Source organism: Streptomyces sp. NTD107, assembly GCF_059510435.1.
Genome location: NZ_JCAJZV010000003.1, coordinates 150,314 through 172,411, shown reverse-complemented (window position 1 = coordinate 172,411; position 22,098 = coordinate 150,314). Strand labels below are relative to the sequence as shown.

The 22,098-nt window shown below is 71.1% G+C and carries 22 protein-coding genes; 8 read left to right on the top strand and 14 right to left on the bottom strand.

Annotated features, from left to right (window positions below; translation table 11 throughout):
- Window positions 1-246: 246 nt before the first annotated feature.
- Window positions 247-1,905 (bottom strand): DNA repair helicase XPB, encoded by a 1,659-nt coding sequence (locus AC5WRL_RS08365; RefSeq protein ID WP_496087712.1) that lies wholly within the window; start codon window positions 1,903-1,905, stop codon window positions 247-249.
- Window positions 1,906-2,052: 147 nt separating this feature from the next.
- Here AC5WRL_RS08365 and AC5WRL_RS08360 point away from each other — a divergent pair, with 147 nt between their 5' ends.
- The gene (locus tag AC5WRL_RS08360) at window positions 2,053-3,456 is read left to right on the top strand and encodes an AAA family ATPase (RefSeq protein WP_496087711.1); all 1,404 of its coding nucleotides are present in this window, start codon (window positions 2,053-2,055) and stop codon (window positions 3,454-3,456) included.
- A 99-nt stretch (window positions 3,457-3,555) separates the two neighbouring features.
- On the opposite strand, the gene AC5WRL_RS08355 is transcribed toward AC5WRL_RS08360, so the two are convergent.
- Together AC5WRL_RS08355 and AC5WRL_RS08350 are read right to left on the bottom strand one after the other, a co-directional pair.
- On the bottom strand, window positions 3,556-4,509 hold the full coding sequence (locus AC5WRL_RS08355; RefSeq protein WP_496087710.1) for an aminoglycoside phosphotransferase family protein: 954 nt from the start codon (window positions 4,507-4,509) through the stop codon (window positions 3,556-3,558).
- A gap of 8 nt (window positions 4,510-4,517) precedes the next feature.
- Entirely contained in the window at window positions 4,518-6,977 is a 2,460-nt protein-coding gene (locus AC5WRL_RS08350; protein ID WP_496087709.1) for a helicase-associated domain-containing protein, read from the bottom strand.
- A gap of 171 nt (window positions 6,978-7,148) precedes the next feature.
- Between AC5WRL_RS08350 and AC5WRL_RS08345 the strand changes: the two genes are divergently transcribed.
- Together AC5WRL_RS08345 and AC5WRL_RS08340 are read left to right on the top strand one after the other, a co-directional pair.
- Complete coding sequence (locus AC5WRL_RS08345) at window positions 7,149-7,991, top strand: helix-turn-helix domain-containing protein (protein ID WP_496087708.1); 843 nt, start codon at window positions 7,149-7,151, stop codon at window positions 7,989-7,991.
- On the top strand, window positions 7,988-8,224 hold the full coding sequence (locus AC5WRL_RS08340; protein WP_496087707.1) for a DUF397 domain-containing protein: 237 nt from the start codon (window positions 7,988-7,990) through the stop codon (window positions 8,222-8,224). The genes AC5WRL_RS08345 and AC5WRL_RS08340 overlap by 4 nt, the downstream gene beginning before the upstream one ends.
- Here the strand turns inward: AC5WRL_RS08340 and pstB (AC5WRL_RS08335) are convergent.
- From pstB (AC5WRL_RS08335) to pstB (AC5WRL_RS08310), 6 genes are all read right to left on the bottom strand, one after another.
- On the bottom strand, window positions 8,205-8,978 hold the full coding sequence (pstB, locus tag AC5WRL_RS08335) for a phosphate ABC transporter ATP-binding protein PstB (RefSeq protein WP_496087706.1): 774 nt from the start codon (window positions 8,976-8,978) through the stop codon (window positions 8,205-8,207). The genes AC5WRL_RS08340 and pstB (AC5WRL_RS08335) overlap by 20 nt on opposite strands.
- Before the next feature lie 20 nt (window positions 8,979-8,998).
- Window positions 8,999-9,943, bottom strand: coding sequence for a phosphate ABC transporter permease PstA (gene pstA, locus AC5WRL_RS08330; RefSeq protein ID WP_496087705.1), 945 nt, complete (start codon window positions 9,941-9,943; stop codon window positions 8,999-9,001).
- Window positions 9,940-10,923, bottom strand: a complete 984-nt coding sequence (gene pstC, locus AC5WRL_RS08325) for a phosphate ABC transporter permease subunit PstC (RefSeq protein WP_496087704.1) — start codon at window positions 10,921-10,923, stop codon at window positions 9,940-9,942. Before pstC ends, pstA begins: the two co-directional genes overlap by 4 nt.
- 121 nt (window positions 10,924-11,044) lie before the next feature.
- On the bottom strand, window positions 11,045-12,148 hold the full coding sequence (gene pstS / locus AC5WRL_RS08320) for a phosphate ABC transporter substrate-binding protein PstS (RefSeq protein WP_496087703.1): 1,104 nt from the start codon (window positions 12,146-12,148) through the stop codon (window positions 11,045-11,047).
- Window positions 12,149-12,325: 177 nt separating this feature from the next.
- Window positions 12,326-13,000, bottom strand: coding sequence for a response regulator transcription factor (locus tag AC5WRL_RS08315; RefSeq protein ID WP_496087998.1), 675 nt, complete (start codon window positions 12,998-13,000; stop codon window positions 12,326-12,328).
- Window positions 13,001-13,073: 73 nt separating this feature from the next.
- Window positions 13,074-13,850 (bottom strand): phosphate ABC transporter ATP-binding protein PstB, encoded by a 777-nt coding sequence (pstB, locus tag AC5WRL_RS08310; RefSeq protein WP_496087702.1) that lies wholly within the window; start codon window positions 13,848-13,850, stop codon window positions 13,074-13,076.
- A gap of 170 nt (window positions 13,851-14,020) precedes the next feature.
- Between pstB (AC5WRL_RS08310) and AC5WRL_RS08305 the strand changes: the two genes are divergently transcribed.
- Window positions 14,021-15,046 carry a hypothetical protein gene (locus AC5WRL_RS08305; RefSeq protein ID WP_496087701.1) on the top strand — a complete coding sequence of 342 codons (1,026 nt, stop codon included), beginning with the start codon at window positions 14,021-14,023 and terminating at the stop codon, window positions 15,044-15,046.
- 46 nt (window positions 15,047-15,092) lie between these two features.
- Here AC5WRL_RS08305 and AC5WRL_RS08300 read toward each other — a convergent pair whose 3' ends face one another.
- The gene (locus AC5WRL_RS08300) at window positions 15,093-15,761 is read right to left on the bottom strand and encodes a TetR/AcrR family transcriptional regulator (RefSeq protein ID WP_496087700.1); all 669 of its coding nucleotides are present in this window, start codon (window positions 15,759-15,761) and stop codon (window positions 15,093-15,095) included.
- A gap of 65 nt (window positions 15,762-15,826) precedes the next feature.
- Here AC5WRL_RS08300 and AC5WRL_RS08295 point away from each other — a divergent pair, with 65 nt between their 5' ends.
- On the top strand, window positions 15,827-16,447 hold the full coding sequence (locus AC5WRL_RS08295) for a class I SAM-dependent methyltransferase (protein WP_496087699.1): 621 nt from the start codon (window positions 15,827-15,829) through the stop codon (window positions 16,445-16,447).
- On the opposite strand, the gene AC5WRL_RS08290 is transcribed toward AC5WRL_RS08295, so the two are convergent.
- Together AC5WRL_RS08290 and AC5WRL_RS08285 are read right to left on the bottom strand one after the other, a co-directional pair.
- Window positions 16,422-16,718, bottom strand: coding sequence for a DUF4031 domain-containing protein (locus tag AC5WRL_RS08290; protein WP_496087698.1), 297 nt, complete (start codon window positions 16,716-16,718; stop codon window positions 16,422-16,424). The two genes, AC5WRL_RS08295 and AC5WRL_RS08290, sit on opposite strands and share 26 nt — an antisense overlap.
- The gene (locus AC5WRL_RS08285; RefSeq protein WP_496087697.1) at window positions 16,715-17,086 is read right to left on the bottom strand and encodes a DUF8819 family protein; all 372 of its coding nucleotides are present in this window, start codon (window positions 17,084-17,086) and stop codon (window positions 16,715-16,717) included. Before AC5WRL_RS08285 ends, AC5WRL_RS08290 begins: the two co-directional genes overlap by 4 nt.
- A gap of 75 nt (window positions 17,087-17,161) precedes the next feature.
- Between AC5WRL_RS08285 and AC5WRL_RS08280 the strand changes: the two genes are divergently transcribed.
- Together AC5WRL_RS08280 and murQ are read left to right on the top strand one after the other, a co-directional pair.
- Window positions 17,162-18,112, top strand: coding sequence for a MurR/RpiR family transcriptional regulator (locus AC5WRL_RS08280; RefSeq protein ID WP_496087696.1), 951 nt, complete (start codon window positions 17,162-17,164; stop codon window positions 18,110-18,112).
- Window positions 18,113-18,194: 82 nt separating this feature from the next.
- Entirely contained in the window at window positions 18,195-19,130 is a 936-nt protein-coding gene (gene murQ, locus AC5WRL_RS08275; protein ID WP_496087695.1) for an N-acetylmuramic acid 6-phosphate etherase, read from the top strand.
- 9 nt (window positions 19,131-19,139) lie between these two features.
- On the opposite strand, the gene AC5WRL_RS08270 is transcribed toward murQ, so the two are convergent.
- The gene (locus AC5WRL_RS08270; protein ID WP_496087694.1) at window positions 19,140-19,793 is read right to left on the bottom strand and encodes a TetR/AcrR family transcriptional regulator; all 654 of its coding nucleotides are present in this window, start codon (window positions 19,791-19,793) and stop codon (window positions 19,140-19,142) included.
- A gap of 122 nt (window positions 19,794-19,915) precedes the next feature.
- Between AC5WRL_RS08270 and AC5WRL_RS08265 the strand changes: the two genes are divergently transcribed.
- Window positions 19,916-20,311, top strand: a complete 396-nt coding sequence (locus AC5WRL_RS08265; RefSeq protein WP_496087693.1) for a Dabb family protein — start codon at window positions 19,916-19,918, stop codon at window positions 20,309-20,311.
- A gap of 108 nt (window positions 20,312-20,419) precedes the next feature.
- Here the strand turns inward: AC5WRL_RS08265 and groL are convergent, their stop codons facing one another.
- Window positions 20,420-22,045 (bottom strand): chaperonin GroEL, encoded by a 1,626-nt coding sequence (gene groL / locus AC5WRL_RS08260; RefSeq protein WP_496087692.1) that lies wholly within the window; start codon window positions 22,043-22,045, stop codon window positions 20,420-20,422.
- Between the last annotated feature and the right edge of the window lie 53 nt (window positions 22,046-22,098).

The following is a 22,098-nucleotide window of genomic DNA, read 5'->3' as shown; positions in this document are numbered from 1 at the left end:
CTTAAGGGGACACAGTCGGACATTAGGTCGAAAGACCGATGACGTACCCCTGTGACCGGGCGCACGCTGGACCCATGAGTACCACAACGGTTCACGGAACCCACGGGGCCTCCGCCACCGGGCCCCTGCCGCACCCCAGGCACCGCCTGGGGAACGCGCTGCGCGCCACCCGGGTGTGGCTCGGCTCGGCGTTCGAGGTGGTGCTGCTGGGCCGCGTCGACACCGACGCGGGCGTCGTGCGGCCCCTCAGACACCATCCGGCTCAGGGGATTCCCGCAGCTCGCCGGCGTCCATGATCCGGTAGGCGTACCCCTGCTCGGCGAGGAACCGCTGCCGATGGGCGGCGAAGTCCTGGTCGATGGTGTCCCGGGCCACCACCGAGTAGAAGCGGGCCTCGTGCCCGTCCGCCTTCGGACGCAGCACGCGCCCGAGCCGCTGCGCCTCCTCCTGACGCGACCCGAACGTCCCCGACACCTGGATCGCGACCGTCGCCTCCGGCAGGTCGATGGAGAAGTTCGCGACCTTGGAGACCACCAGCACGCTCAGCTCGCCCTGCCGGAACGCCTCGAACAGCTTCTCGCGCTGCGCGTTGCTGGTCTCGCCCTTGATCACCGGGGCGCCGAGCGCCTCTCCCAGCTCGTCCAGCTGGTCGATGTACTGGCCGATGACCAGGGTCTGCTGGCCGGCATGGCGCCGCACCAGCGCCTCGGTGACGCGCCGCTTGGAGTCGGTGGTGGCGCAGAAACGGTACTTCTCCTCGGCCTCCGCCATCGCGTACGCCAGCCGCTCCGCCTCGGTCAGATCGACCCGTACCTCCACACAGTCCGCCGGTGCGATGTATCCCTGCGCCTCGATCTCCTTCCACGGCGCGTCGAACCGCTTCGGGCCGATCAGCGAGAACACATCCGACTCCCGGCCGTCCTCGCGCACCAGCGTCGCGGTCAGCCCCAGCCGGCGCCGCGCCTGGAGATCGGCGGTGAACTTGAACACCGGCGCCGGCAGCAGATGCACCTCGTCATAGATCACCAGGCCCCAGTCCCGGGAGTCGAACAGCTCCAGATGCGGGTAGACGCCCTTCCGCTTCACCGTCAGCACCTGGTACGTGGCGATGGTGACCGGCCGGATCTCCTTGCGGGTGCCGCTGTACTCACCGATCTCGTCCTCGGTCAGCGACGTACGGCGCACCAGCTCCGCCTTCCACTGCCGGGCCGAGACGGTGTTGGTGACCAGGATCAGCGTGGTGGACTTGGCGGTCGCCATCGCCCCGGCGCCCACCAGGGTCTTCCCGGCGCCGCACGGCAGCACCACCACCCCGGACCCGCCGTGCCAGAACCCGTCCACCGCCTGCCGCTGGTACGGACGCAGGCTCCAGCCGTCCTCCGCCAGGTCAATGGGGTGCGCCTCGCCGTCCACATACCCGGCCAGATCCTCGGCCGGCCAGCCCAGCCGCAGCAGCGCCTGCTTGATCTGCCCCCGCTCCGAGGGGTGCACCGCCACCTGATCGGCGTCGATCCGCGCCCCGACCAGCGGCTTCACCCGCTTGGAGCGAAGGATCTCCTCCAGCACCGGCCGGTCGGTGCTCTGGAGCACCAGACCGTGCGTGGGGTGCTTGAGCAGCGTGAGCCGCCCGTACCGCGCCATGGTCTCGGCGACATCGACCAGCAGCGACTGCGGCACGGGATAGCGCGAGTAGGTGACGAGGGCGTCCACGACCTGCTCGGCGTCATGCCCGGCCGCCCGGGCGTTCCACAGGCCCAGCGGGGTCACCCGGTAGGTGTGAATGTGCTCCGGCGCCCGCTCCAGCTCGGCGAACGGCGCGATGGCCCGCCGGCACGCCTCGGCCTGCTCGTGATCCACCTCAAGCAGCAACGTCTTGTCACTCTGCACAATGAGCGGCCCACCCACGCGGCGTACCTCCGTCTTCCCTAGGCCAAGCTTCCAGTGTGCAGCATGGGCTCGGGGGCGCGGCGGTCTGAGATGAGAAGAGCCGCATCGAAAGGGTGAAGGCACTGGATCTTGCCGTTTGGGTGGCGGATACCCAGGGAGGTCGCGGTGCTCCTGCGCTTCCAGGTGACCAACCACGCGTCACTGCGCGATGAGCAAGAACTGTCACTGATCGCGAATGACGCCCATCCAGAGCGGGCGGAGTTCGAAGTACCGAGCTCCCCGTACCGGACCGTGCCGGTAGCGGCCGTCTACGGTCCGAACGCGTCCGGGAAGTCCAACGCCCTGGACGCGATCGTGTGGATGCGCTTCGCCGTACTTTCTTCCTTCCGCCGCTGGGACCCGGCCGGCGGCATCCCCCGCCGGCCCTTCGCGCTCCGACCCGATCCCGAAGCATTTCCCAGCACTTTTGAGATGGATTTCATCGCTGCGGGAACCAGGTACGAATTCGGCTTCACCCTCGATGACGAGCGCATCATCGAAGAATGGCTCTTCGCTTTTCCCGAAGGAAGACGCCGCAAGCTCTATATCCGGAAGGCAGACGAGGCCGAGCCCATCAGCTTCGGCCGATCGCTGGTCGGCCGACCCAAAACCATCGCCCGGCTGCTGCGCCCCAACAGCCTCTATCTCTCTGTCGCGGCGGCTCAGGGGCATGATCTGCTGGGCGCCCTGCACCGGTGGTTCCGCGACGGCCTGCGCTCGGCCTCCGACCAAGATTTCGCCGACCGACTCGATTACACGATGGAGCTGTACCGGCGCCGGGAGTCCGATACCGGCAAGGACATCGGACCGGCACTGACGGCGTTGCTTCGCTTCGCCGACCTGGGAGTGGCGGGACTGCGCGTCCAGGACCAGGACGAGGAAGTCAAAGAGGAACACGGACGCGTCGCGGCGGCGGTGCGGGAGGCCCTGGGCAAGCGAGTCCATGTCGGCGGGGTCCCCCGCCACCGCGTCCAGGTGGAACATCGCACGGCGGACGGATTGTTCGGACTGGAGATCGACGAGGAGTCCAGCGGCACCCGCACCTGGATCGGCATGCTCGGACCCGTTCTGACGGCGCTTGCCGAAGGCAGCGTCCTGTGCGTCGACGAACTCGACGCACGACTGCATCCGTATCTCGCCGACGCACTGGTCGGCCTGTTCCAGAACCCGGACTCCAACCGGCACGGAGCGCAGCTGATTTTCAGTACCCACGAGACATCACTGCTCGGCCACACGGCTCGCACCGAGCTGTTCCGTGATCAGATCTGGTTCACCGAGAAGGACTCGGCAACCAGCACCACCCGGCTGTTTCCCATAACTGACTTCTATGTGCGCGACTCAGCCACCAAGGACAACCTGGAAAAGCGCTACCTGTCAGGGCGATATGGCGCATTGCCCTTCCTCGATGAGGATCTGCTGAGTCAGCTGACAGCCCAACTTTCGCACGGAGGGGCACGTGGGGCGGGGAAAGTCTCTGAAGCGCAAGCAGGCTCAGGTTCCGGAGCAGCGCAGAATCCTCATCTACTGTGAAGGGGAACGCACGGAGGATCAGTATTTCAAGGGCCTTCGTGCGCCGGGCTGAGCGGGGTTACTACCCTTTGGTCCGGGCGCCATACCGACGGTGCGTGTTCAGTCGAGGCGCCGCAGGGCGTCGTAAATCATGACGTGCTCCGGGTACGGGGCGGTGCCGCCCTCCTCGACCGTCCAGACGCCGTTCTGGAGGATGCGGGCCAGGGTCCAGGCGCGGGAGCGGGGGCGGTCCAGGGAGGCCACCTCGGTCATCAGGTCGAAGCGGCGGCGGACCGCGCGCATGGGGTGTCCCCTGCTCGAAGAGCCTGGGGAAGGATCGGGGGCGGCGGTGATCTCGGCGAAGCGGTTGGTCAGGGCCGGGAGGAGTTCGAAGCCGGGGTCGCCGGTCAGCGGCTTGGGGTCGATCGCCAGCCAGGGCTCGCGCTCGCCGGCCAGGACGTTCTCGTAGTGCAGGTCCCAGTGCAGCAGCGCGTCGCCCGGCTCCGGCAGGACCTCGCGCAGGGCCGCCGCGCAGTCCTCGTACATCGCCCGATGGGCCGCGTCGGCCAGCTTCGGCAGGACCGCCGGGACCCGGTCAAGCAGCCGGGCGCCAATGTCGGCGAGGGAGCGCAGGCCGGGCGGGGGCGGGGCGGTGACCAGGCGGGCCAGCAGCTGGGAGAGCGTCTCCAGGGCGGCCAGATCATCAGGGATGCCGGCCAGGGAGCGCGGGGCCGCTCGCTCCAGCAGCATGGAGCCGGTCGGCGGGTCGTGCGCCAGCAGTTGTACGGCGCCCCCGCCGTCCCACGCGGCCAGGGCGAGCGGCTCGCCCACCGTCTCCTCGTCCACCGGCTGAAGCTTCAGCACCGCCGGGCGGCCGTCCGCGACCCGGGTCACCGGCAGCACCAGCGCGCACATGCCGTGCGCCGCCGGGCCGTCCGGGCGCAGGTCCCAGCGCTCCAGCAGCCCGGTGGCGAGCCGGGGCAGGCCCGCGATCCACGCCGCGCCCCGCTCGCCGTGGTAGGTGGCGTAATTGGCCACCAGCCCGCCCGGCACCTCGATCGGCGTCATCCGCATGCGGCCCGCTACCCCTCCGGGAGTTCCGCCGTGCCGGTGATGCGGTGCAGCGGGTACGTGCGGACCTCCTCCGCCGTGTGGTCGAAGGCCGTCACGAAGCCGCCCTCCACCCGGACCGGGGCCAGCACCTGCTGGGTGGCGATGCCGTCCGCCCCGACGTAGCCGATGCGCACCAGGGAGTTGGTGAGCGCCGCCGCCTGGAGGACCGCCAGGGTGTCGGCGGAAGAGGTACGCGGCAGCGCGCCGGCCGGGGTCGGCACGGTGAGCCGCCCGCCCGTAGTGGCACTGGCCGCCGTCTCCGTCGCATCCGCCCGGTCGCCCGCGCGGATGGCGCGTACCGCCGCCGCCAGCAGCCGGTCGTCGGCGGCCGGCGGGCCGTCGGGGACGGGTTCGGGCGCGGTGCGCGGCGGGGTGCGGTGGGCGGCGGTCGCCAGGGTCAGCACGGCGCCCTCGGCGGACTCGGCGGCCGGGGCGAAGCCCAGCTCGCGCAGCCGGGCGAGCAGGATCTCGGGGGGCGCGTCGGAGATCAGCACGGTGGGGGCGATGCGGCGCAGCCGCAGCTGCTCGGCGCGGCGGTCGGCGAGCAGCTGGGTGAGCAGCGGCTCGTCCTCGCAGCGCAGATAGCCGGCGGCCACCCCGACCCGCACCTGGCCGTGCCGGCGCGCCATGTCGTCGATGAGGTAGCGCAGGGGCTGCGGCACCGGGGTGCGGGAGTGGTCGGCGAGGAAGGTGTGGAGGGCGGCGGGGGTCAGGCCGGCGTCCAGGGCGCGGCGTACCGAGCCGGGGGTGAAGCGGTAGACGGTCGCGCCGCCCTTGGACTCGATGTCGGCGGCCAGCGCCATGGTCTGTGCGGGCTCGCGCCGCAAGGGTCCGGGGGCGACGGCGGTCAGATCGGCCTGGAGGAGGAAGTGGTCGAGCTGTTCGGGGAGGAGCGGCGCCAGCCGTCGCGCCGCTTCGGCGATGGCGGCGACGGCGGAGGCGGTGTCTGCGGGCTCGGCGGGTGCCGTGGTGTCCGTGGCGTCCAGGAGGGCGCGGGCGAAGGTGGTCAGGGCGCCTCGGCCGGTGATGCCGAGGAGTTCGGCCTCCGTCAGGGCCGCCTCGCACAGTGCCTCGCGGGTCTCCGCCGGGAGGCGGCGGGGCAGTTGCCAGGCCAGGGTGTCGTGGATGGCGGCCGGCTCCGGGGCGGTGCCGGGCGGCAGGGCGGCGAGCAGGGCCAGCACCCGGTGCCGCAGCTCCGCCGCCGGGCCGCGGTCCAGGCCGGGGCCGAGCGCCGACAGCGGGCGGCCCTTGCCGTCCCGGCCGCCGATCAGGCCCGGGACCCGGGTGCCCGTCAGCCACACGGCCGCCAGCCGCGCCCAGCGCAGTTGCTCGCTCTCCGCCGCCCACGCGTCGTACCCGGGGGTCGGCGCGTACCGCTCGTCGGCCGCGCCGTCGCCCGCCACCAGGCCGGCCGCGTAGGCCAGCTCGGTCCAGAACGCGGCCTGCGGCTCGGGGACGTCCAAAGCCACCGCCGTACGTTTCAGGTCCCGCACCCCCACGCCGCCGGTGCGCAGCACCAGCGGGGGGTCGGCGGCCCAGCCGGTCAGCAGGTCCTCCAGCAGGCCAAGCGCGCCCTGGGCCACGCCCGCGCCCGCCGCGTCGACCGAGCCGGGTTCGTACGCCGCGCGCGCCGTCACCACCGGCGGCTGGGGGCGCAGTTCGCGATGCGCGCGCCCGCCGCGCAGCCGCAGCGCCACCTCGCGCGGCAGCACCACCGTGCCGGGCTGGGTCGGCAGCAGCAGCCCCCGGTCCAGCAGCCAGCGCAGCTGCGGCCCGGGGCGGGCCGAGACCTCCCCGTACGGCGGCCCCCACGCGAGCCGGTCCAGTGCCTCCAGCGCGCCGTGCGGCGCGTCCGCCAGCAGCCGCGCGAACCGCTCCTCGTCCCCGAACAGCTCGGTGAGCGCCACCACGGCGCTCACCGCGTCGCCGGTGCCGGGCAGCCCGGCGCCGGTCAGCAGTTCCTGCACCCGGCGCGGCGAGATGCCCGCCGACGCCTCGGCGACCGTCGGGCCGAGGCCCGTCGTGCCCGGCCGGGCGGCGGTGGGCGCCAGCAGCTCCTGCGCGGTGCGCACCAGCCGCGGCTCGCCGTCCGCGCCCCACAGCAGGGCGCGCCCGCGCAGCTCGGCCAGCGCGCGCGGCAGCTCGCGCTCCCCGCCCGGCAGCAGCGCGGCCAGCGTGTCGTACGGGCACGGCTGCGGGGCGACGGCCAGCGCCTCCGCCACCTGGAGCGTGAACGCGTCCAGCCGGTCCAGGGCCCGCACCACCGAGGCGCGGGTGCCGGCCCGGGTGGCCAGTTGCGAGACGTCGCCGGGGAGCGGGGAGAGCAGATCGGTGCGGGCGCGCAGCAGCCCGGTCAGCTCCTCGTCGCTGCGCGCGCGCAGCTCCTCGGCCAGGGTGCGCGGCCCGCGCGGTCGCTGCTCAGTGGTCATCCAGCCCACGGTACCGGTCGCGCCCCGCCACGGACAGGAAACAGCCACAGATCACCCCATAGCCCGCCGGGGTACCTGTACCCCTGTGCATGCAAGTGGACTCAGGGAGTAATGGGGCGGCAAACTCAGCCACAGCGCCAGCGATCAACAAGACAAGACCGGAGAACCACCATGCCGCCGAGGGAGCGTCCCACCGCCCGGCAAGCCCGCCTGGGAGCCGAACTGCGCAAGCTGCGGGAACGCGCGGGCCGCACGGCCCGGGAAACCGCCGCCATGCTCGGCACCGACCAGGGCAAGATCAGCCACATCGAATCGGGCCGGATCGGCGTCAGCGAAGAACGCATCCGCAAGCTCGCCGGCTACTACGGCTCCACCGACACCGCCCTGCTCGACGCCCTGAGCGCGATCGCCCGCGAGCACCGCGGCCAGCACTGGTGGGACTCCTACCGCACCATCCTGCCGCCCCGCTTCCTGGACCTGGCCGAGCTGGAATACCACAGCGTCCGGATGCGCATCCTGCACACCGTCAATGTCCCCGGACTGCTCCAGACCGAGGAGTACATCCGCGCCGTCAACGGCAACACCCCGGCCGACGAGGTGGAACCGTACGTCGAGTACCGGCTGCGCCGTCAGTCCGTCCTCGACGGCCCCGACCCCGCCCCGTTCGACGTCGTGCTGCACGAGGCGGCGCTGCGCATGCGGTTCGGTGGCCGGCAGGTGGTGCGCACCCAGCTGGAGCACCTGATGAAGGCGTCCGAACTCCCCCACATCACCCTGCGGGTGATCCCGTTCACCAATGAACGCTTCTACGAGGCCACCCAGCCGCTGCTGTACGCGCAGGGGGTGGTCCCGCAGCTGGACACGGTGCAGATGGACACCCCGATCGGCGGAATCCTGCTCACCGCCGACCACCAGCTGGAGGGATACCGGAAGTTCTTCGACGACGCCGACGACTTCACCCTCAGCCCCGCCGAGTCACGTTCGCTGATCCATCACATCGCCCGCGAGCTGTGACCGCCCGCTGGCAGAAGTCGTCGTACTCGTCGGGGGGCGGCGGGGGCGGCGAGAACTGCGTCGAGCTGGCCCGGCTGCCCGGCGGGCGCCTGCTGCTGCGGGAAAGCACCGGGCCCGGGACCGTACTCGCCGGTTCCCGGGCCCGGGTGGCGGCGCTGCTCGCCGCCGTCAAGCGGCAGGAACGATTCGCCGCCCCGCCGCACCGCGCCGGCCTCAGCCGAACCGGCCGCTGATGTAGTCCTCGGTACGCGTGCTGCCCGGGTTGTTGAAGATCTTCTCCGTGCTGTCGTACTCCACCAGCGCACCCGTACGCATCCCCTGCTCGTCGTCGATGTCGACGCTGAAGAACGCCGTCATCTCCGAGACCCGCGCCGCCTGCTGCATGTTGTGCGTGACGATCACGATGCTGTACGAGCTGACCAGCTCCCGGATCAGATCCTCGATCTTGAGCGTGGCGATCGGGTCCAGCGCCGAACACGGCTCGTCCATCAGCAGCACATCCGGCTGCACGGCGATCGCCCGCGCGATGCACAGCCGCTGCTGCTGACCGCCCGACAGCGCCGTACCCGGGTCGTTCAGCTTGTCCTTCACCTCGTCCCACAGCGCGACCCCGCGCAGCGACTCCTCCACCAGCTGGTCGAGGTCGCCCTTGAAGCCGTTCAGCCGCGGCCCGAACGCCACGTTCTCGTAGATCGACTTGGGGAACGGGTTCGGCCGCTGGAACACCATCCCGATCCGGCGCCGCACCTCCGCCGCGTCCACCTCGGGGCCGTAGATGTCCTCACCGTTGTAGACGATCTTCCCGGTGACGGTGGCGTCCATCAGGTCGTTCATCCGGTTCAGGCAGCGCAGCACCGTGGACTTGCCGCAGCCCGAGGGGCCGATCAGCGCGGTGACCTTGTTGCGCGGGATCTCCAGGCTGATGTCCTTGACGGCCGTGAAGCCCCCGTAGGCCACGCCGAGTCCCTGTATGTCGAACACCGACATGTCTGCTTCCATCCCCTTCATCACTTCAGCTTGCTGGCCTTGGAGCCCAGCCAGCGGGCCAGCACCACCAGCACCAGCACCAGCACGAACAGCGACAGCGCGCCGCCCCACGCCCGCTCGATGCCGGCCTCGAACTGCTGCCGCGCGCCCCGGTAGATCTGGAGCGGCACCGCGCCCTGCGCGCCCTCGAAGTAGCTGCTCACCAGGTACTGCGAGCCCAGGATCGTCATGATCAGCGGCGCGGTCTCACCGGCGCCCCGCGCCACCGCCAGCATCGAGCCGGTGGCGAGCCCCGGCGCGGCGGCCGGCAGCACGGTCGTCAGGACCGTACGGGACTTGGAGGCGCCCAGCGCGTACGAGGCGTTGCGCCACTCGTCCGGAACCAGCTTGAGCATCTCCTCGGACGACCGCGCCACGATCGGCAGCATGATGATCGAGATGGCGACCGAACCGGCGAAGGCGTTGAAGCCCTGCCCCAGGCCGCCGGTGGAGGAGACCAGGAAGCCGTACACGAACAGACCGACGAAGATGGAGGGGATGCCCGTCATCACATCGGTGAAGAACCGGATCAGGTTGGACAGCCGCCGCCCGGCGCGGGTCTCGCTGCCGTACTCCACCACATAGATCGCGGTGGCCAGGCCCAGCGGGACGGACATCAGGATCGCGCCGCCCATGACGTACGCGGTGCCGACGAAGCCGGCCCGGTAGCCGCCCTCCTGCCGGTAGCTGGGCTCGTCGGAGGTGAAGAAGTCCCAGTGGATGGCGCCGGCGCCGCGGCTGGTGACCTCGAAGATGATCAGGATGAGGGGGACCACGGCGACCGCCATGGCGAGGGTGAGCACGCCGATGGCGATACGGTTCTTCACCCCGCGCGCGTTGGCGTTGCCCTGCTTCACCAGCAGGCTGCGGTGGCCCGTGGACGTCGTCCCGGCCGTGGTGCCCGTGGTCGTGGTGTCGGTGCTCATACGGCGGCGTCCCCCGAGACTCGGCCGATCCGCCACACCAGCAGTCGGGCCCCGATGTTGATGATCATGGTGAACAGGAACAGCACCACACCGATCGCCATGAGCGCCTTGGTGGTCTCCGGCGTCGCCTCACCGAACCGGGCGGCGATGTGCGCGGCCATCGAGTCACCGGCCGACAGCAGCGAGCCGTCCCAGTTCTTGGTGGAGCCGATCAGCATCATCACGGCCACCGTCTCGCCCACCGCCCGGCCGAGGCCCAGCATGGAGGCGGCCACGATCCCGGAGAAGCTGGAGGGCAGCACCACCTTGCGCATCACCTCGAAGCGGGTGGCGCCCAGCGCGTACGCGGCGTGCTGCTGGTCGACCGGGTTCACGGCGATGACCTCGCGGACGATCGCGGTGATGATCGGCAGGATCATGATCGCCAGCACGATGCCGGCCGCGAGGTAGCTGGAGCCGAACACCGGCCCCTCGAAGGGCTTCCAGCCGAAGATGTTCAGCCAGCCCAGCGAGGACTCCAGCCACTCAAGGAAGGGGCGCAGCACATTCGGCAGCAGCCAGAAGAAGCCCCACATGCCGAAGATGATGCTGGGCACGGCGGCCAGCATCTCCACGGAGTACGACAGCGGGTTGCGCAGCCGCTTGGGTGCCAGCTGGTTGATGTAGAAGGCGACGCACAGCGCGAGCGGCAGGGCGATCACGATGGCGATCAGCGCGGTGACCATGGTGCCGTAGATGAACGGCCAGGCCCCGTACGTACCCGTGAAGTCGCTTCCGGTGCGGCTGGTGCCGGCCAGCCACTGGTCGCCGGTCAGAAAGCTGAAGAAGCCCTGGTACTGGAAGATGGGCCAGGCGTCATTGGTCGTTCTGATGACCATCCCGGCGAGGATGACGAAGACGCTGGCGCCGGCGAGGGTCACGAACCAGCGGAACGCCGGGTCGGCTATCCGCTTTCGTTGACGGGACAGTGTGGCCGACATCGTTGCTGCTGCTCCTGTCTGCTGCCACGGGGACGCGGGTACGGGGAATGCCCGGGGCGGATTGGTTACCGCCCCGGGCGGCGGGGGGACTGGGGGGAGGGGTGACCGGAGGTCAGCGCGCTCAGCCCTGGCTGTTGATCAGGTCGATCTGCGACTGCACCCGGGTCTTGAGGTCGGCACCCAGCGGGGCGTAGCCCAGCTCCAGGGCGAGCGCGTCCGCGTCGTCGGTCAGCGTCCAGGACCAGAAGTCCTTGATGATGTCGGCGGTCGCCTGGTCGTAGCCGCAGGTGTAGGCCAGGATGAAGTTGGTGCCGGCGATCGGGTAACCGGCGCCGCCCACCCCGTTGATGGTGAACTGGAAGGTGTCCGGGATGTCGGCCTCCTCGGAGGCGGCCGTGGTGGCCTCCAGGGTCGGCGCGATGGCCTCACCGTCGGCGTTGACCACCTTGGCGGTGGGCAGGCCCAGCTCCAGCGCGTACGACTGGTTCACGTAGCCGATGCCGCCGGGGTTCTGCGAGATCTGCTGCGAGACACCCTCGTTGCCCTCGCCGCCGATGGTGTCACCGGACCACTCGATCTCCTTGCCCTCGCCGTACTTGTCGGCCCAGGCGGGAACCTCGGTGTTGAGGTAGTGGGAGAAGACGAAGGTGGTGCCGGAGCTGTCGGAGCGGTGCACCGGCAGGATGTTCTCGTCCGGCAGGTCCACGCCGGGGTTCAGCTCGGCGATCGCCGGGTCGTTGAAGTTGGTGATCTCGCGGTCGTAGATCTTGGCGATCACGTCCGAGGTCAGCACCAGGCCGTCGAGGGCCTCGTCGTTGAAGGCGATGGCCACGGAACCGAAGACCACCGGGAACTGCACGGCCGGGCAGCCGCGGGCGGCCTCGGCCTCGGCGAGGGCCTCATCGCTCAGGAACTCCTCGGAGGAGCCGAAGTCGATGGACTGCCCGATGAACTGCTCCACACCGGTACCGGAGCCGACGCTCTGGTAGTTGACGGTGACGCCGGACTTGTCGCCCTGGTAGGCGGCTATCCAGTCCTGGAACACGGTGGCGGGGAACGACGCGCCCGCGCCGGTCACCGTGCCGGACAGCGAGGAACCGGTGTCGGTCCCCTTGTCGCCGCCCTTGTCACCGCTGTTGCTGTTGTCGTCGCCGCCGCCGCACGCGGTCAGGGCCAGGGCGGACACCGCGACGATCGCCGCGGTCTTGGCGCGCCAGTTGCGCATGGCCTTGCTCCTTTGACTTTGAATGTCTCGGGGAGAACGTAGGAGCGTGCGGCGAAGGCGTGCGGTCCGGAAGGTGAACAGAAAGATAGGTTCGGCGGAACCGGCAGTTTCACAAAGAGAGCTGAAATCGTTAAGAAACGCGTCACCTGGCGGAACCGCCGGGACCGCCGAAGGGAGCTAGGCGAACTGCCCGGGCGGCACCAGCCGGTAGCCGACGCCGCGCACCGTCTGGATGATCTCCGGGTGGTGCGGGTCATCGCCCAGCCGCTCCCGCAGCCGCCGAATGTGAACAGTGATCGTATTCGACCGGCTGGCGCCGTCGCCCCACAGCTCGGCGCGGATCCGGTCCCGGGTGATGACCTTCTCGGCGTGCAGCATGAGCAGATGCAGCAGCTGGAACTCGCGCAGCGGCAGCCGCGCGGTGACCACGCCGTGCATGCGGACCTCGTACGTACCCGGGTCCAGGGTCAGCGGCCCGCACACCAGCGGCTGGTCCCAGCCGCCGCGCTGGCCGCGGTCGGACAGGCTCAGCAACTGGGCGACCTCGCGCGGCCGGTACGGGCGCGCCACGCACGCGCTGGCGCCGGCCGCCAGGGCGGGGCCGACCTGGTCGGTGTCCTCCGGGCTGACCCCGAGGACCACCGGGATGGACAGCCGGCGGCGCACCATCCTGGTGACGGTGGCGCCGTCGATCAGCGGCAGCCCGGCGGACACCAGCAGCACGTCGGGGCGGCGCAGTCCGGCCTCCAGCAGCGCGGTGGCGCCGTCGGCGCAGTGCACCACGGACACCTGATACTTCGCCAGCTGGGCGGTCAGGCCCTGCCGGATACGCTCGTCGGCGTCCGCGAGCAGTACCAGCGGATTGATGCCGAGCGAGATTCCGGGAACGGAATCCTCCTCCTGTGGCGGGGGATTGTCCGATCGGTTATCCGAAGCGCCCTGAGATGTAATCCTCGGTACGCTGGTCAGCGGGCCGGTTGAAGATTTTCTCGGTCGCGTCGTACTCAACCAGGCGCCCATGGCGTACCCCCTCGCTGTCGGTGTCGGCAGTGAAGAACGCGGTGCGGTCGGAGACCCGGGCGGCCTGCTGCATATTGTGCGTGACGATCACCAGGGTGAATTCGTCCGCGAGTTTCTGCATCAGGTCCTCGATCTTCGCCGTGGCGATGGGATCGAGCGCCGAACAGGGCTCGTCCATCAGCACCACATCCGGCTGGACCGCGACCGCCCGGGCTATGCACAGGCGCTGCTGCTGGCCACCGGAGAGCGCGTGCCCGCTGCTGGACAGCTTGTCCTTGACCTCGTCCCACAGGGCGGCGCTGGTGAGCGCGGCCTCGACCCGGTCGTCCAGTTCGCTGCGGCTGATCCGGCCGGCGCCGAAGCGCAGACCGTAGGCGACATTGTCGTAGATCGACTTGGGGAACGGGTTGGGCTTCTGGAACACCATCCCGATCCGCCGCCTGACCTCGATGGAATCGACGTCGTCCGCGTAGAGATCGCTGCCGCGGTAGGCGACCTTGCCGGAGACGGACGCCCCCTGCACCAGATCGTTCATCCGGTTGAGGCAGCGCAGCACGGTGGACTTGCCGCAGCCGGACGGGCCGATGAGGGCGGTGATCTCGCGTTCGTGGATGTCCATGGAGACGTCCCGTACGGCGCGGTGCGTACCGTACGACACATTCACCCCACCCAGCTCGAACACGACGGGGGCACCCTCGGTGGGGCGGCGCCCGCCGTGGGGGGATAGGGGTGTCGCAAGACCTGTCGCCATGGTTCACATGTAACGAGGCGTGGGTAGCCGGTTGCGGGGTGTCTGGTGAACCCTTGATGAACAGCGGCGAAGGCATAGGTGCTGCCGCTACCATCGGGGCCGTGGGGATCGAAGGCGAACAGCTGGTACTCGACTATCTGAGCAAGGTGGGCGACCTGGCCCACACCACCAGCATGTCCGCGGCCGAACGGGCGGCGCTGGTGGGGCGGTTGCGCGCGGAGATCGGTCAGCAGCGGTCCCGGGTGGAGGGCGAGGAGTCCCGCTCGGACGTCAAGCGGATCCTGCGCGGGATGGGGCGCCCGGAGGACGTGGTCGCGGGCGCGACGGGTGACGGGACGGTGACGGCGCCGGCGGTACGGGCGGCGGCTGCCGCTGCGGTACCGGCTCCGGCACCGCGGGCCCCGGAGAGGGCCGGGAGGCCGGCCCGCTTCACCTTCCGCAAGCCCAAGCCCAAGCCCGAGCCCGGGCCCGAGGCGGAGGCGCCCGCCGCGCCCGCCGGGCCGCAGGCGCCGGATGAAGAACCCCCGGACCTGACGGAGCAGCCCAGACCCCCCGAGCCGTACTGGCCGGACGGCCAGATCGGCGCGTTCGTCGGCGGCATCGAGGTCCCCGAGATGCTGCGCCCCCCGGTGGAGGCGCGCGCGGACCTGAAACCCGCCCCGGCCCAGGCCCAGGCACCGGCGGTGGAGGCCCCCGCGCCGGAGGCGGCACCGGCCGCCCCGGAAACCCCCGCCCCGCCCAAGGGCTGGCGCCGCGCCAACGCCGCGATCCGGGGCACCAACCGCCACATGGGCGGACCGGTCGAGCTGATCGGCGCCGTGCTGCTGGTGGCGGGGGCCGCCCTGACCGAGCTGGTCACGCTGGCGATCGGCTGGCTGCTGGCGTACTGGGCGCCCCGGCTGTCCCGCCGCGAGGCCCAGTGGATCACCTTCGGCGGCCCCGGCCTGGTCTTCGGCGGCTATCTCGGCTGGCTGTTCGGCCGGGTCAATGAGTACTGGGGCGAGCCGCTGACCGACACCACGGCCGGCGACCAGCTCTCCGACACCTGGCCGGTCCTCCTGCGCCTGTCGGCGGTGGCCTCGGCCGCCCTCCTGGTCTGGCGCGCCCGCCGCCCCCGCCCGCAGTGACCCGGCCCGCTCCGCGCTGAGCCGGCCCGCTCCGCGCTGAGCCGCCCTACCCGCGCCCGGTGCAGAGCTGGGCGGTCAGCGCCTCGCGGGCCCACTCCTCCCAGTCGTCGGGCGACCAGCCCCGGTCGCGCACATAGACCAGATACAGCTCGGGGCTGAGCAGCCCGTACAGCAGGTCGGCGGCGCGCTCGGTGCCGACGCCGGGCCGGGCGTCGGGCTTGGCGGTCAGCGCCCGCGCCGCGGCGTGCTGCACCGTGTAGCGCTGGTCGGGGCCGGTGGGCCACTGCGCGGCGATCTCCGGATCGGTGGCAGCGGCGGCGGCGATCATCGGCATGATCGGGCCGACCCGGCCGAGAATGTCGCGCACCCCCCGTACGTGGGCGCGCAGTTGTCCGGCGGCGGTGGGCTCGGCGCACGCGGCGCGGAACCAGTCGCGGTCCATCGTGGCGACCGGTTCGGCGTCGCCGGCGATGGAGGTGTCGACGACGTCCTTGAACAGGGTGCGTTTGTTGCGGAACACGAAGTAGACGGTCTGTACGGCGACCCCCGCGCGGTCCGCGACCTCCTGAAGGCTGGTCGCCCCGTACCCCTGCGCGAGGAAGAGGTCGCGCGCCGCCGCGATGACCTTCTCGCGGGTGCGGCGCGAGCGTTCGGCCCGTTTGTCCGGGCGCTTGGGGTGGGGGTGGTGTCCGTCGGATCCCTTGACCGCATCCATGTGAAGAGACTATCTCTAGAGTCAGTCACTAGAGTCTGACTCTAAATTCATTCATGGAGGCGGCGATGACAGAGATCAGGACAGCGGTGGAACTCGACCAGGAGGCGGCCGTACGCCGCGAGCTGGAGGACTACTACCGGGCGGGCAAGCCGCCGTGGGACACCGGCGTCACCCCGCCCGAGCTGGTGGCCCTGATCGAGGGGCCCGGCGCGCTCCCCCCGGGCCGGGCCCTCGAACTCGGCTGCGGCACCGGGACCAACGCCGTCTATCTGGCCCGGCACGGCTGGCAGGTGGCGGCCGTCGATCTGGTCGACCGCGCGGTCCGGCAGGCCCGGGAGAAGGCCGTGGCGGCCGGGGCGGACATCACCGTGCTGTGCGGGGACGCCACCCGGCTCGCCGAGACGGGCCTGCCCGGCCCGTACGACCTCTTCTTCGACCTCAGCTGCTACTGCGGCATCCCGCCGCACCGGCGCGACGCGTACGCCACCGGCCTCACCGAGCGCGCGGCGCCCGGCGCGCGGCTGCTGATGTTCGGGTACGGGCCCGAGGCGTGGGACGACCCGATCTCCGGCGCCACCGCGGACGAACTCCGCACCCGGTTCACCGGGTGGCGGCTGACCGATGTGACACCCGGCACCAACCCGGTCCCGACCTTCTGGTTCACCCTGGAGCGGACCCGGGCGTAGCCGGCGGCGGCCGGCGCCGCTTGGGGCGGCGCAGGCCGGCTTCGCGGAGGTGGCGCAGCAGTTCCTTGCTGCCCACCTCCAGCGCGCCGAGGCGCACCGCCTCGGCATGACGCTCGGCGGGAATGTCGTAGTGATCCCCGTCGAACGCCTTCGGCGGGGCGCCCAGCCGGGCGGCGAAGGCGTGCAGTTCCTCGTACGAGACGTCGCTGATCAGGTGGGACCACATCCGGCCGTGGCCCGGCCAGTCCGGCGGATCGATGTAGAGCGTCACCCGGTACCGGCCTCGGCCAGCCCGCCCAGCGGCGCCACCGTGCGGCCGGTCGCCCCGCACACCCAGTGCGGATCTTCGGACAGCTCCGGCGCCAGGTCAAGGGCGTGGTGATCCTCGCAGAACGGGCACACCGGCCAGCGCCCCGCCGCGCCGTGCGCGTCCAGCAGGGCGTCCTGGACGTCCTGGGCGAGCAGCCCGGGCAGGTACGCGGCGCCCTGCGGCCACTGTTCGCACCACCACCGCCGGTGTTCCATCGCCGTCTCCAGCGCGGAGACCTCGGCCGGCCCGGCGGCGTCACAGGCCGCCAGATCGGCGAGTACCAGCGCGCGGCCCCGGTGAATGGCCCCTTCCGGCGTCTCGTGGTTCATACGCACTATTGGAGCACTCCCAAGGCTTGACGCGACAACTCCTACGAAAATATGTTTCACCCTGTGAGGAATGCGATGAAGGAAAATTTCGTCCGCCGGCCCGGCCGGCCGCGCCCCGTCGCCGTCGCACCGCCGCGCCCCGCTCCCCCGGAACCGGCCGCCCTGGCCGCCAAGGTCCGGACGATGACCCCGTCCATGACGCGTTCCATGCAGCGGGTCGCCGAAACCGTCGCCTCCGACCCGGCCGGCTGCGCGGCGCTCACCGTCACCGGGCTCGCCGAACGCACCGGCACCTCCGAGGCCACCGTGGTCCGTACCGCCCGGATGCTCGGCTACCCCGGCTACCGCGATCTGCGGCTCGCCCTCGCCGGCCTCGCCGCCCAGCAGGCATCGGGCGCCGCGCCCGCCGTCACCGCCGACATCTCGGTCGACGACCCGCTCAGCGACGTGGTCGCCAAGCTCACCCAGGACGAGCGGCAGACCCTCACCGACACCGCAGGGGCGCTCGACCTCGCCCAGCTGGAGGCCACCGTCACCGCGCTGGCCGCCGCCCGCCGCGTCGATGTGTACGGCATCGGCGCCTCCTCCCTCGTCGCCCAGGACCTCGCCCAGAAACTGCTGCGCATCGGCCTGGTGGCCCACGCGCACGCCGACCCACACCTGGCGGTCACGGGGGCCGTCCAGCTGCGGGCCGGCGATGTCGCGGTCGCCATCACCCACTCCGGCCGGACCGTGGATGTCATCGAGCCGCTTCAGGCGGCCTTCGACCACGGCGCCACCACGGTCGCCATCACCGGACGGCCGGACGGCGAGGTCACCCAGTACGCCGACCACGTCCTGACCACCTCCACCGGCCGCGAGAGCGAGCTGCGCCCGGCGGCGATGTCCAGCCGCACCAGCCAGCTGCTGGTGGTCGACTGTCTGTTCGTCGGCGTGGCGCAGCGTACGTACGAGACCGCCGCGCCCGCGCTGCACGCAAGCTATGAGGCGCTGGCGCACCGGCACTCGCCGGCCCGCGAACGCTGACCCGCGCCGTACCCCTCCACGCCCCACGCCCCTCCACGCCCCTCCTCCCCCGTACCCGCACCGCCCAGAGAGCCGCACCTCCATGTCCATCAGTCCTTATGGTGAGCTGCGTTCCGAACTCGATGGTCTGACCACCGAGGCATACCGCGCGGATCTCGCCGAGATCGACCAGCTCTCCACGCTCGACATCGCCCGCACCATGAACCACGAGGACGCCGGGGTGCCCGGCGCCGTCGAGGCCGAACTCCCCAAGATCTCCGCCGCGATCGACGCCGCCGCGCAGCGGCTGGCGCGCGGCGGGCGGCTGCTCTACCTGGGCGCCGGCACGGCCGGCCGGCTCGGGGTGCTGGACGCCAGCGAGTGTCCGCCGACGTTCAACACCGATCCCTCCCAGGTGGTCGGGCTGATCGCCGGCGGCCCGGGCGCGATGGTGACGGCGGTGGAGGGCGCCGAGGACAGCAAGGCGCTGGCCGCCGAGGACCTGCGGCGGCGCGGGGTGACGGCGGACGACGTGGTGGTCGGCATCTCGGCATCGGGGCGTACGCCGTACGCGGTGGGCGCCGTGGAGTACGCCCGGGAGCGCGGCGCGCTGACCATCGGCCTGTCGTGCAACGCGCGTTCGCCGCTGGCGGCGGCGGCCGAGCACGGCATCGAGGTGGTGGTGGGGCCCGAGCTGATCTCCGGCTCCACCCGGCTGAAGGCGGGCACGGCGCAGAAGCTGGTGCTGAACATGATCTCGACGATCAGCATGATCCGGCTCGGCAAGACCTACGGCAATCTGATGGTGGATGTGCGCGCCTCGAACGAGAAGCTGCGGGCCCGTTCGCGGCGGATCGTGCATCTGGCGACCGGGGCGCCCGATCCGGTGATCGAGTCGGCGCTGCTGGCGACCGACGGCGAGGTGAAGCACGCGATCCTCACCATCCTCGGCAAGGTGGACGCGCCCACCGCCGACCGGCTGCTGACGGAGTCCCAGGGCCGGCTGCGCGCGGCCCTGACGGCGGCGGCCAAGGACTGACGCCGCCCCTTACCCGGGCTGCTCCGGCCGCTCCGGTCCGTACGCCCGCAGAAAGGTGTCGACGGCGGCGTCCGCGACGGCGTGCTGCTCGGCCTCGGGGAGCGCGCGGACGCCCAGCCGGGAGCGGGCGTCGAGCGGTCCGGTGAGCAGTGCGAGGAAGTGCTCGGCGGCCTGCGCCGGGTCGCAGGGGCGCAGCCGGCCGGCGAGGGTCAGCCGGGCGAAGCGGTCGGCGAGCCCTTCGCCGAGACGGTGGGAGGTACGGTCCTGTACCTCCTCGGCGAGGTCGGGCAGCGCGGTGATCTGGGTGAGGCTGAGCCGGCGCAGCGCGCGGGCGCGCTCCTCGCAGCAGGCCCGGGCCAGCAGCCGGGCGACCTGTTCGAGGGTGGGGCGCAGTTCGGGGCCGGGGTCGCGCAGCCGGTCGATGACGGCGAGGTTCTCACTCATGACGGCGTCGGCCACGGCGAGCAGCGCGTGCCGGAACAGATTCTCCTTGTCGTGCAAGTGGTTGTAGACGGTCGGCTTGGCGACCCCCGCCTCCTGCGCGATCTCCTTGACACAGCTCTGGGCATATCCCTGGCGGGCGAAGACGGCGAAGGCGGCGGCCAGGATGGCCTGCCGCTTGTCGATGCGCCCGTGTGCGGCGGCGGTGCTGGTTCCGGTCACGGGCGCCAGCCTACCGCCCTGCCCTACCTGACCGTCCGAGCAATTGAACTCGTAGGTTCATTTTTTCAAACCAACTGGTACGCTCCGGGGAAACGCCGGCCCGCACCCCCGGAAGGGGCGCCATGTTTGTTCACGTACTGCGATTCGCCTTCAAGGACAGCAGCACCGAGGAGGAGAAGGAGCGGGCCCTGACCCTGCTGCGCCGCACCGCCGCCCTGGACTCCGTGTCGTTCTCGGCCGTCGGGCAGGATCTCGGCGACCCCGCCGAGGGCTTCACCCACGCCTTCACCGTGGCGATCGAGGATCTGGCGGCGCTGGAGCGCTACATGCACGACCCGGAACATCTGGCCGGCGACCCGGAGATCCTGCCCCATCTGGCGCGGCTGGCCCGGGTGGATCTGTCCGACGACCCCGACCCGGGTCTCGGCGCCAAGCTGGTGGAGCTGCACGAGGCCAAGCTCGCGAAGTACCCCGAGTGGGCCGCGCTGCTGGACAGCGTCCCGGACGTCCGGGTCTGACGGGCCGTCCGTACCCGCTCAACGGCCGAGGGCGGCACCCGGGACCGTGAGGTCCCGGGTGCCGCCCTCGGCGCTACGGCTGTTGTGCCTGGTCGAGCGGGGCAGAACTCAGAAGTCCATGCCGCCCATGCCACCGGTCGGGTCGCCGGCCGGGGCCGCCGCCTTCTCCGGACGGTCCGCGATGACAGCCTCGGTGGTGAGGAACAGCGCCGCGATGGAGGCGGCGTTCTGGAGCGCGGAACGGGTGACCTTGGTCGGGTCGGGAATCCCGGCCGCCAGCAGGTCCACGTACTCGCCGGTCGCGGCGTTCAGACCGTGACCCTGCGGCAGGTTGCGGACCTTCTCGACCACGACGCCGCCCTCAAGGCCGGCGTTGACCGCGATCTGCTTCAGCGGGGCCTCCAGGGCGAGCTTGACGGCGGCAGCGCCGGTCGCCTCGTCACCCTCCAGGTCCAGCTTGTCCAGCGCGGAGGACGCCTGGAGCAGGGCCACGCCGCCACCGGCGACGATGCCCTCCTCGACGGCGGCCTTCGCGTTGCGCACCGCGTCCTCGATGCGGTGCTTGCGCTCCTTCAGCTCCACCTCGGTGGCGGCACCGGCCTTGATGACGGCCACGCCGCCGGCCAGCTTCGCGAGGCGCTCCTGGAGCTTCTCGCGGTCGTAGTCCGAGTCGGAGTTCTCGATCTCGGCGCGGATCTGGTTGACCCGGCCCTGGACCTGGTCGCTGTCGCCCGCACCGTCGACGATGGTGGTCTCGTCCTTGGTGATGACGACCTTGCGGGCGCGGCCCAGCAGGTCGAGACCGGCGGTCTCCAGCTTGAGGCCGACCTCCTCGGAGATGACCTGGCCACCGGTGAGGATGGCGATGTCGGTCAGCATGGCCTTGCGGCGGTCACCGAAGCCGGGCGCCTTGACGGCGACGGACTTGAAGGTGCCACGGATCTTGTTGACGACCAGCGTGGACAGGGCCTCGCCCTCGACGTCCTCGGCGATGATCAGCAGCGGCTTGCCGGCCTGCATGACCTTCTCCAGCAGCGGAAGGAGGTCCTTCACATTGCCGATCTTGGAGTTGGCGATGAGGATGTACGGGTCCTCAAGCTCGGCCTCCATCCGCTCCATGTCGGTGGCGAAGTAGGCGGAGATGTAGCCCTTGTCGAAGCGCATGCCCTCGGTGAGCTCCAGCTCAAGCCCGAAGGTCTGCGACTCCTCGACGGTGATGACGCCTTCCTTGCCGACCTTGTCCATGGCCTCGGCGATCAGCTCGCCGATCTGGGTGTCGCCGGCGGAGATGGAGGCGGTGGAGGCGATCTGCTCCTTGGTCTCGACCTCCTTGGCCTGACCCAGCAGCGCCTCGGAGACCTTCTCGACGGCCGCCTCGATGCCCCGCTTCAGGGCCATCGGGTTGGCGCCGGCGGCGACGTTGCGCAGCCCCTCGCGAACCAGGGCCTGAGCCAGCACGGTGGCGGTGGTCGTACCGTCACCCGCGACGTCGTCGGTCTTCTTGGCGACCTCCTTGACCAGCTCGGCGCCGATCTTCTCGTAGGGGTCCTCCAGCTCGATCTCCTTGGCGATGGAGACACCGTCGTTGGTGATCGTGGGGGCGCCCCACTTCTTCTCCAGAACGACGTTGCGGCCCTTGGGACCGAGCGTGACCTTGACGGCGTCGGCGAGCTGGTTCATCCCGCGCTCAAGGCCGCGCCGCGCCTCCTCGTTGAACGCGATGATCTTGGCCATGTGAAGGGGTCCTCCCAGATAACGGGGTGGATTGCTCCGAGGACCGCGCCGGC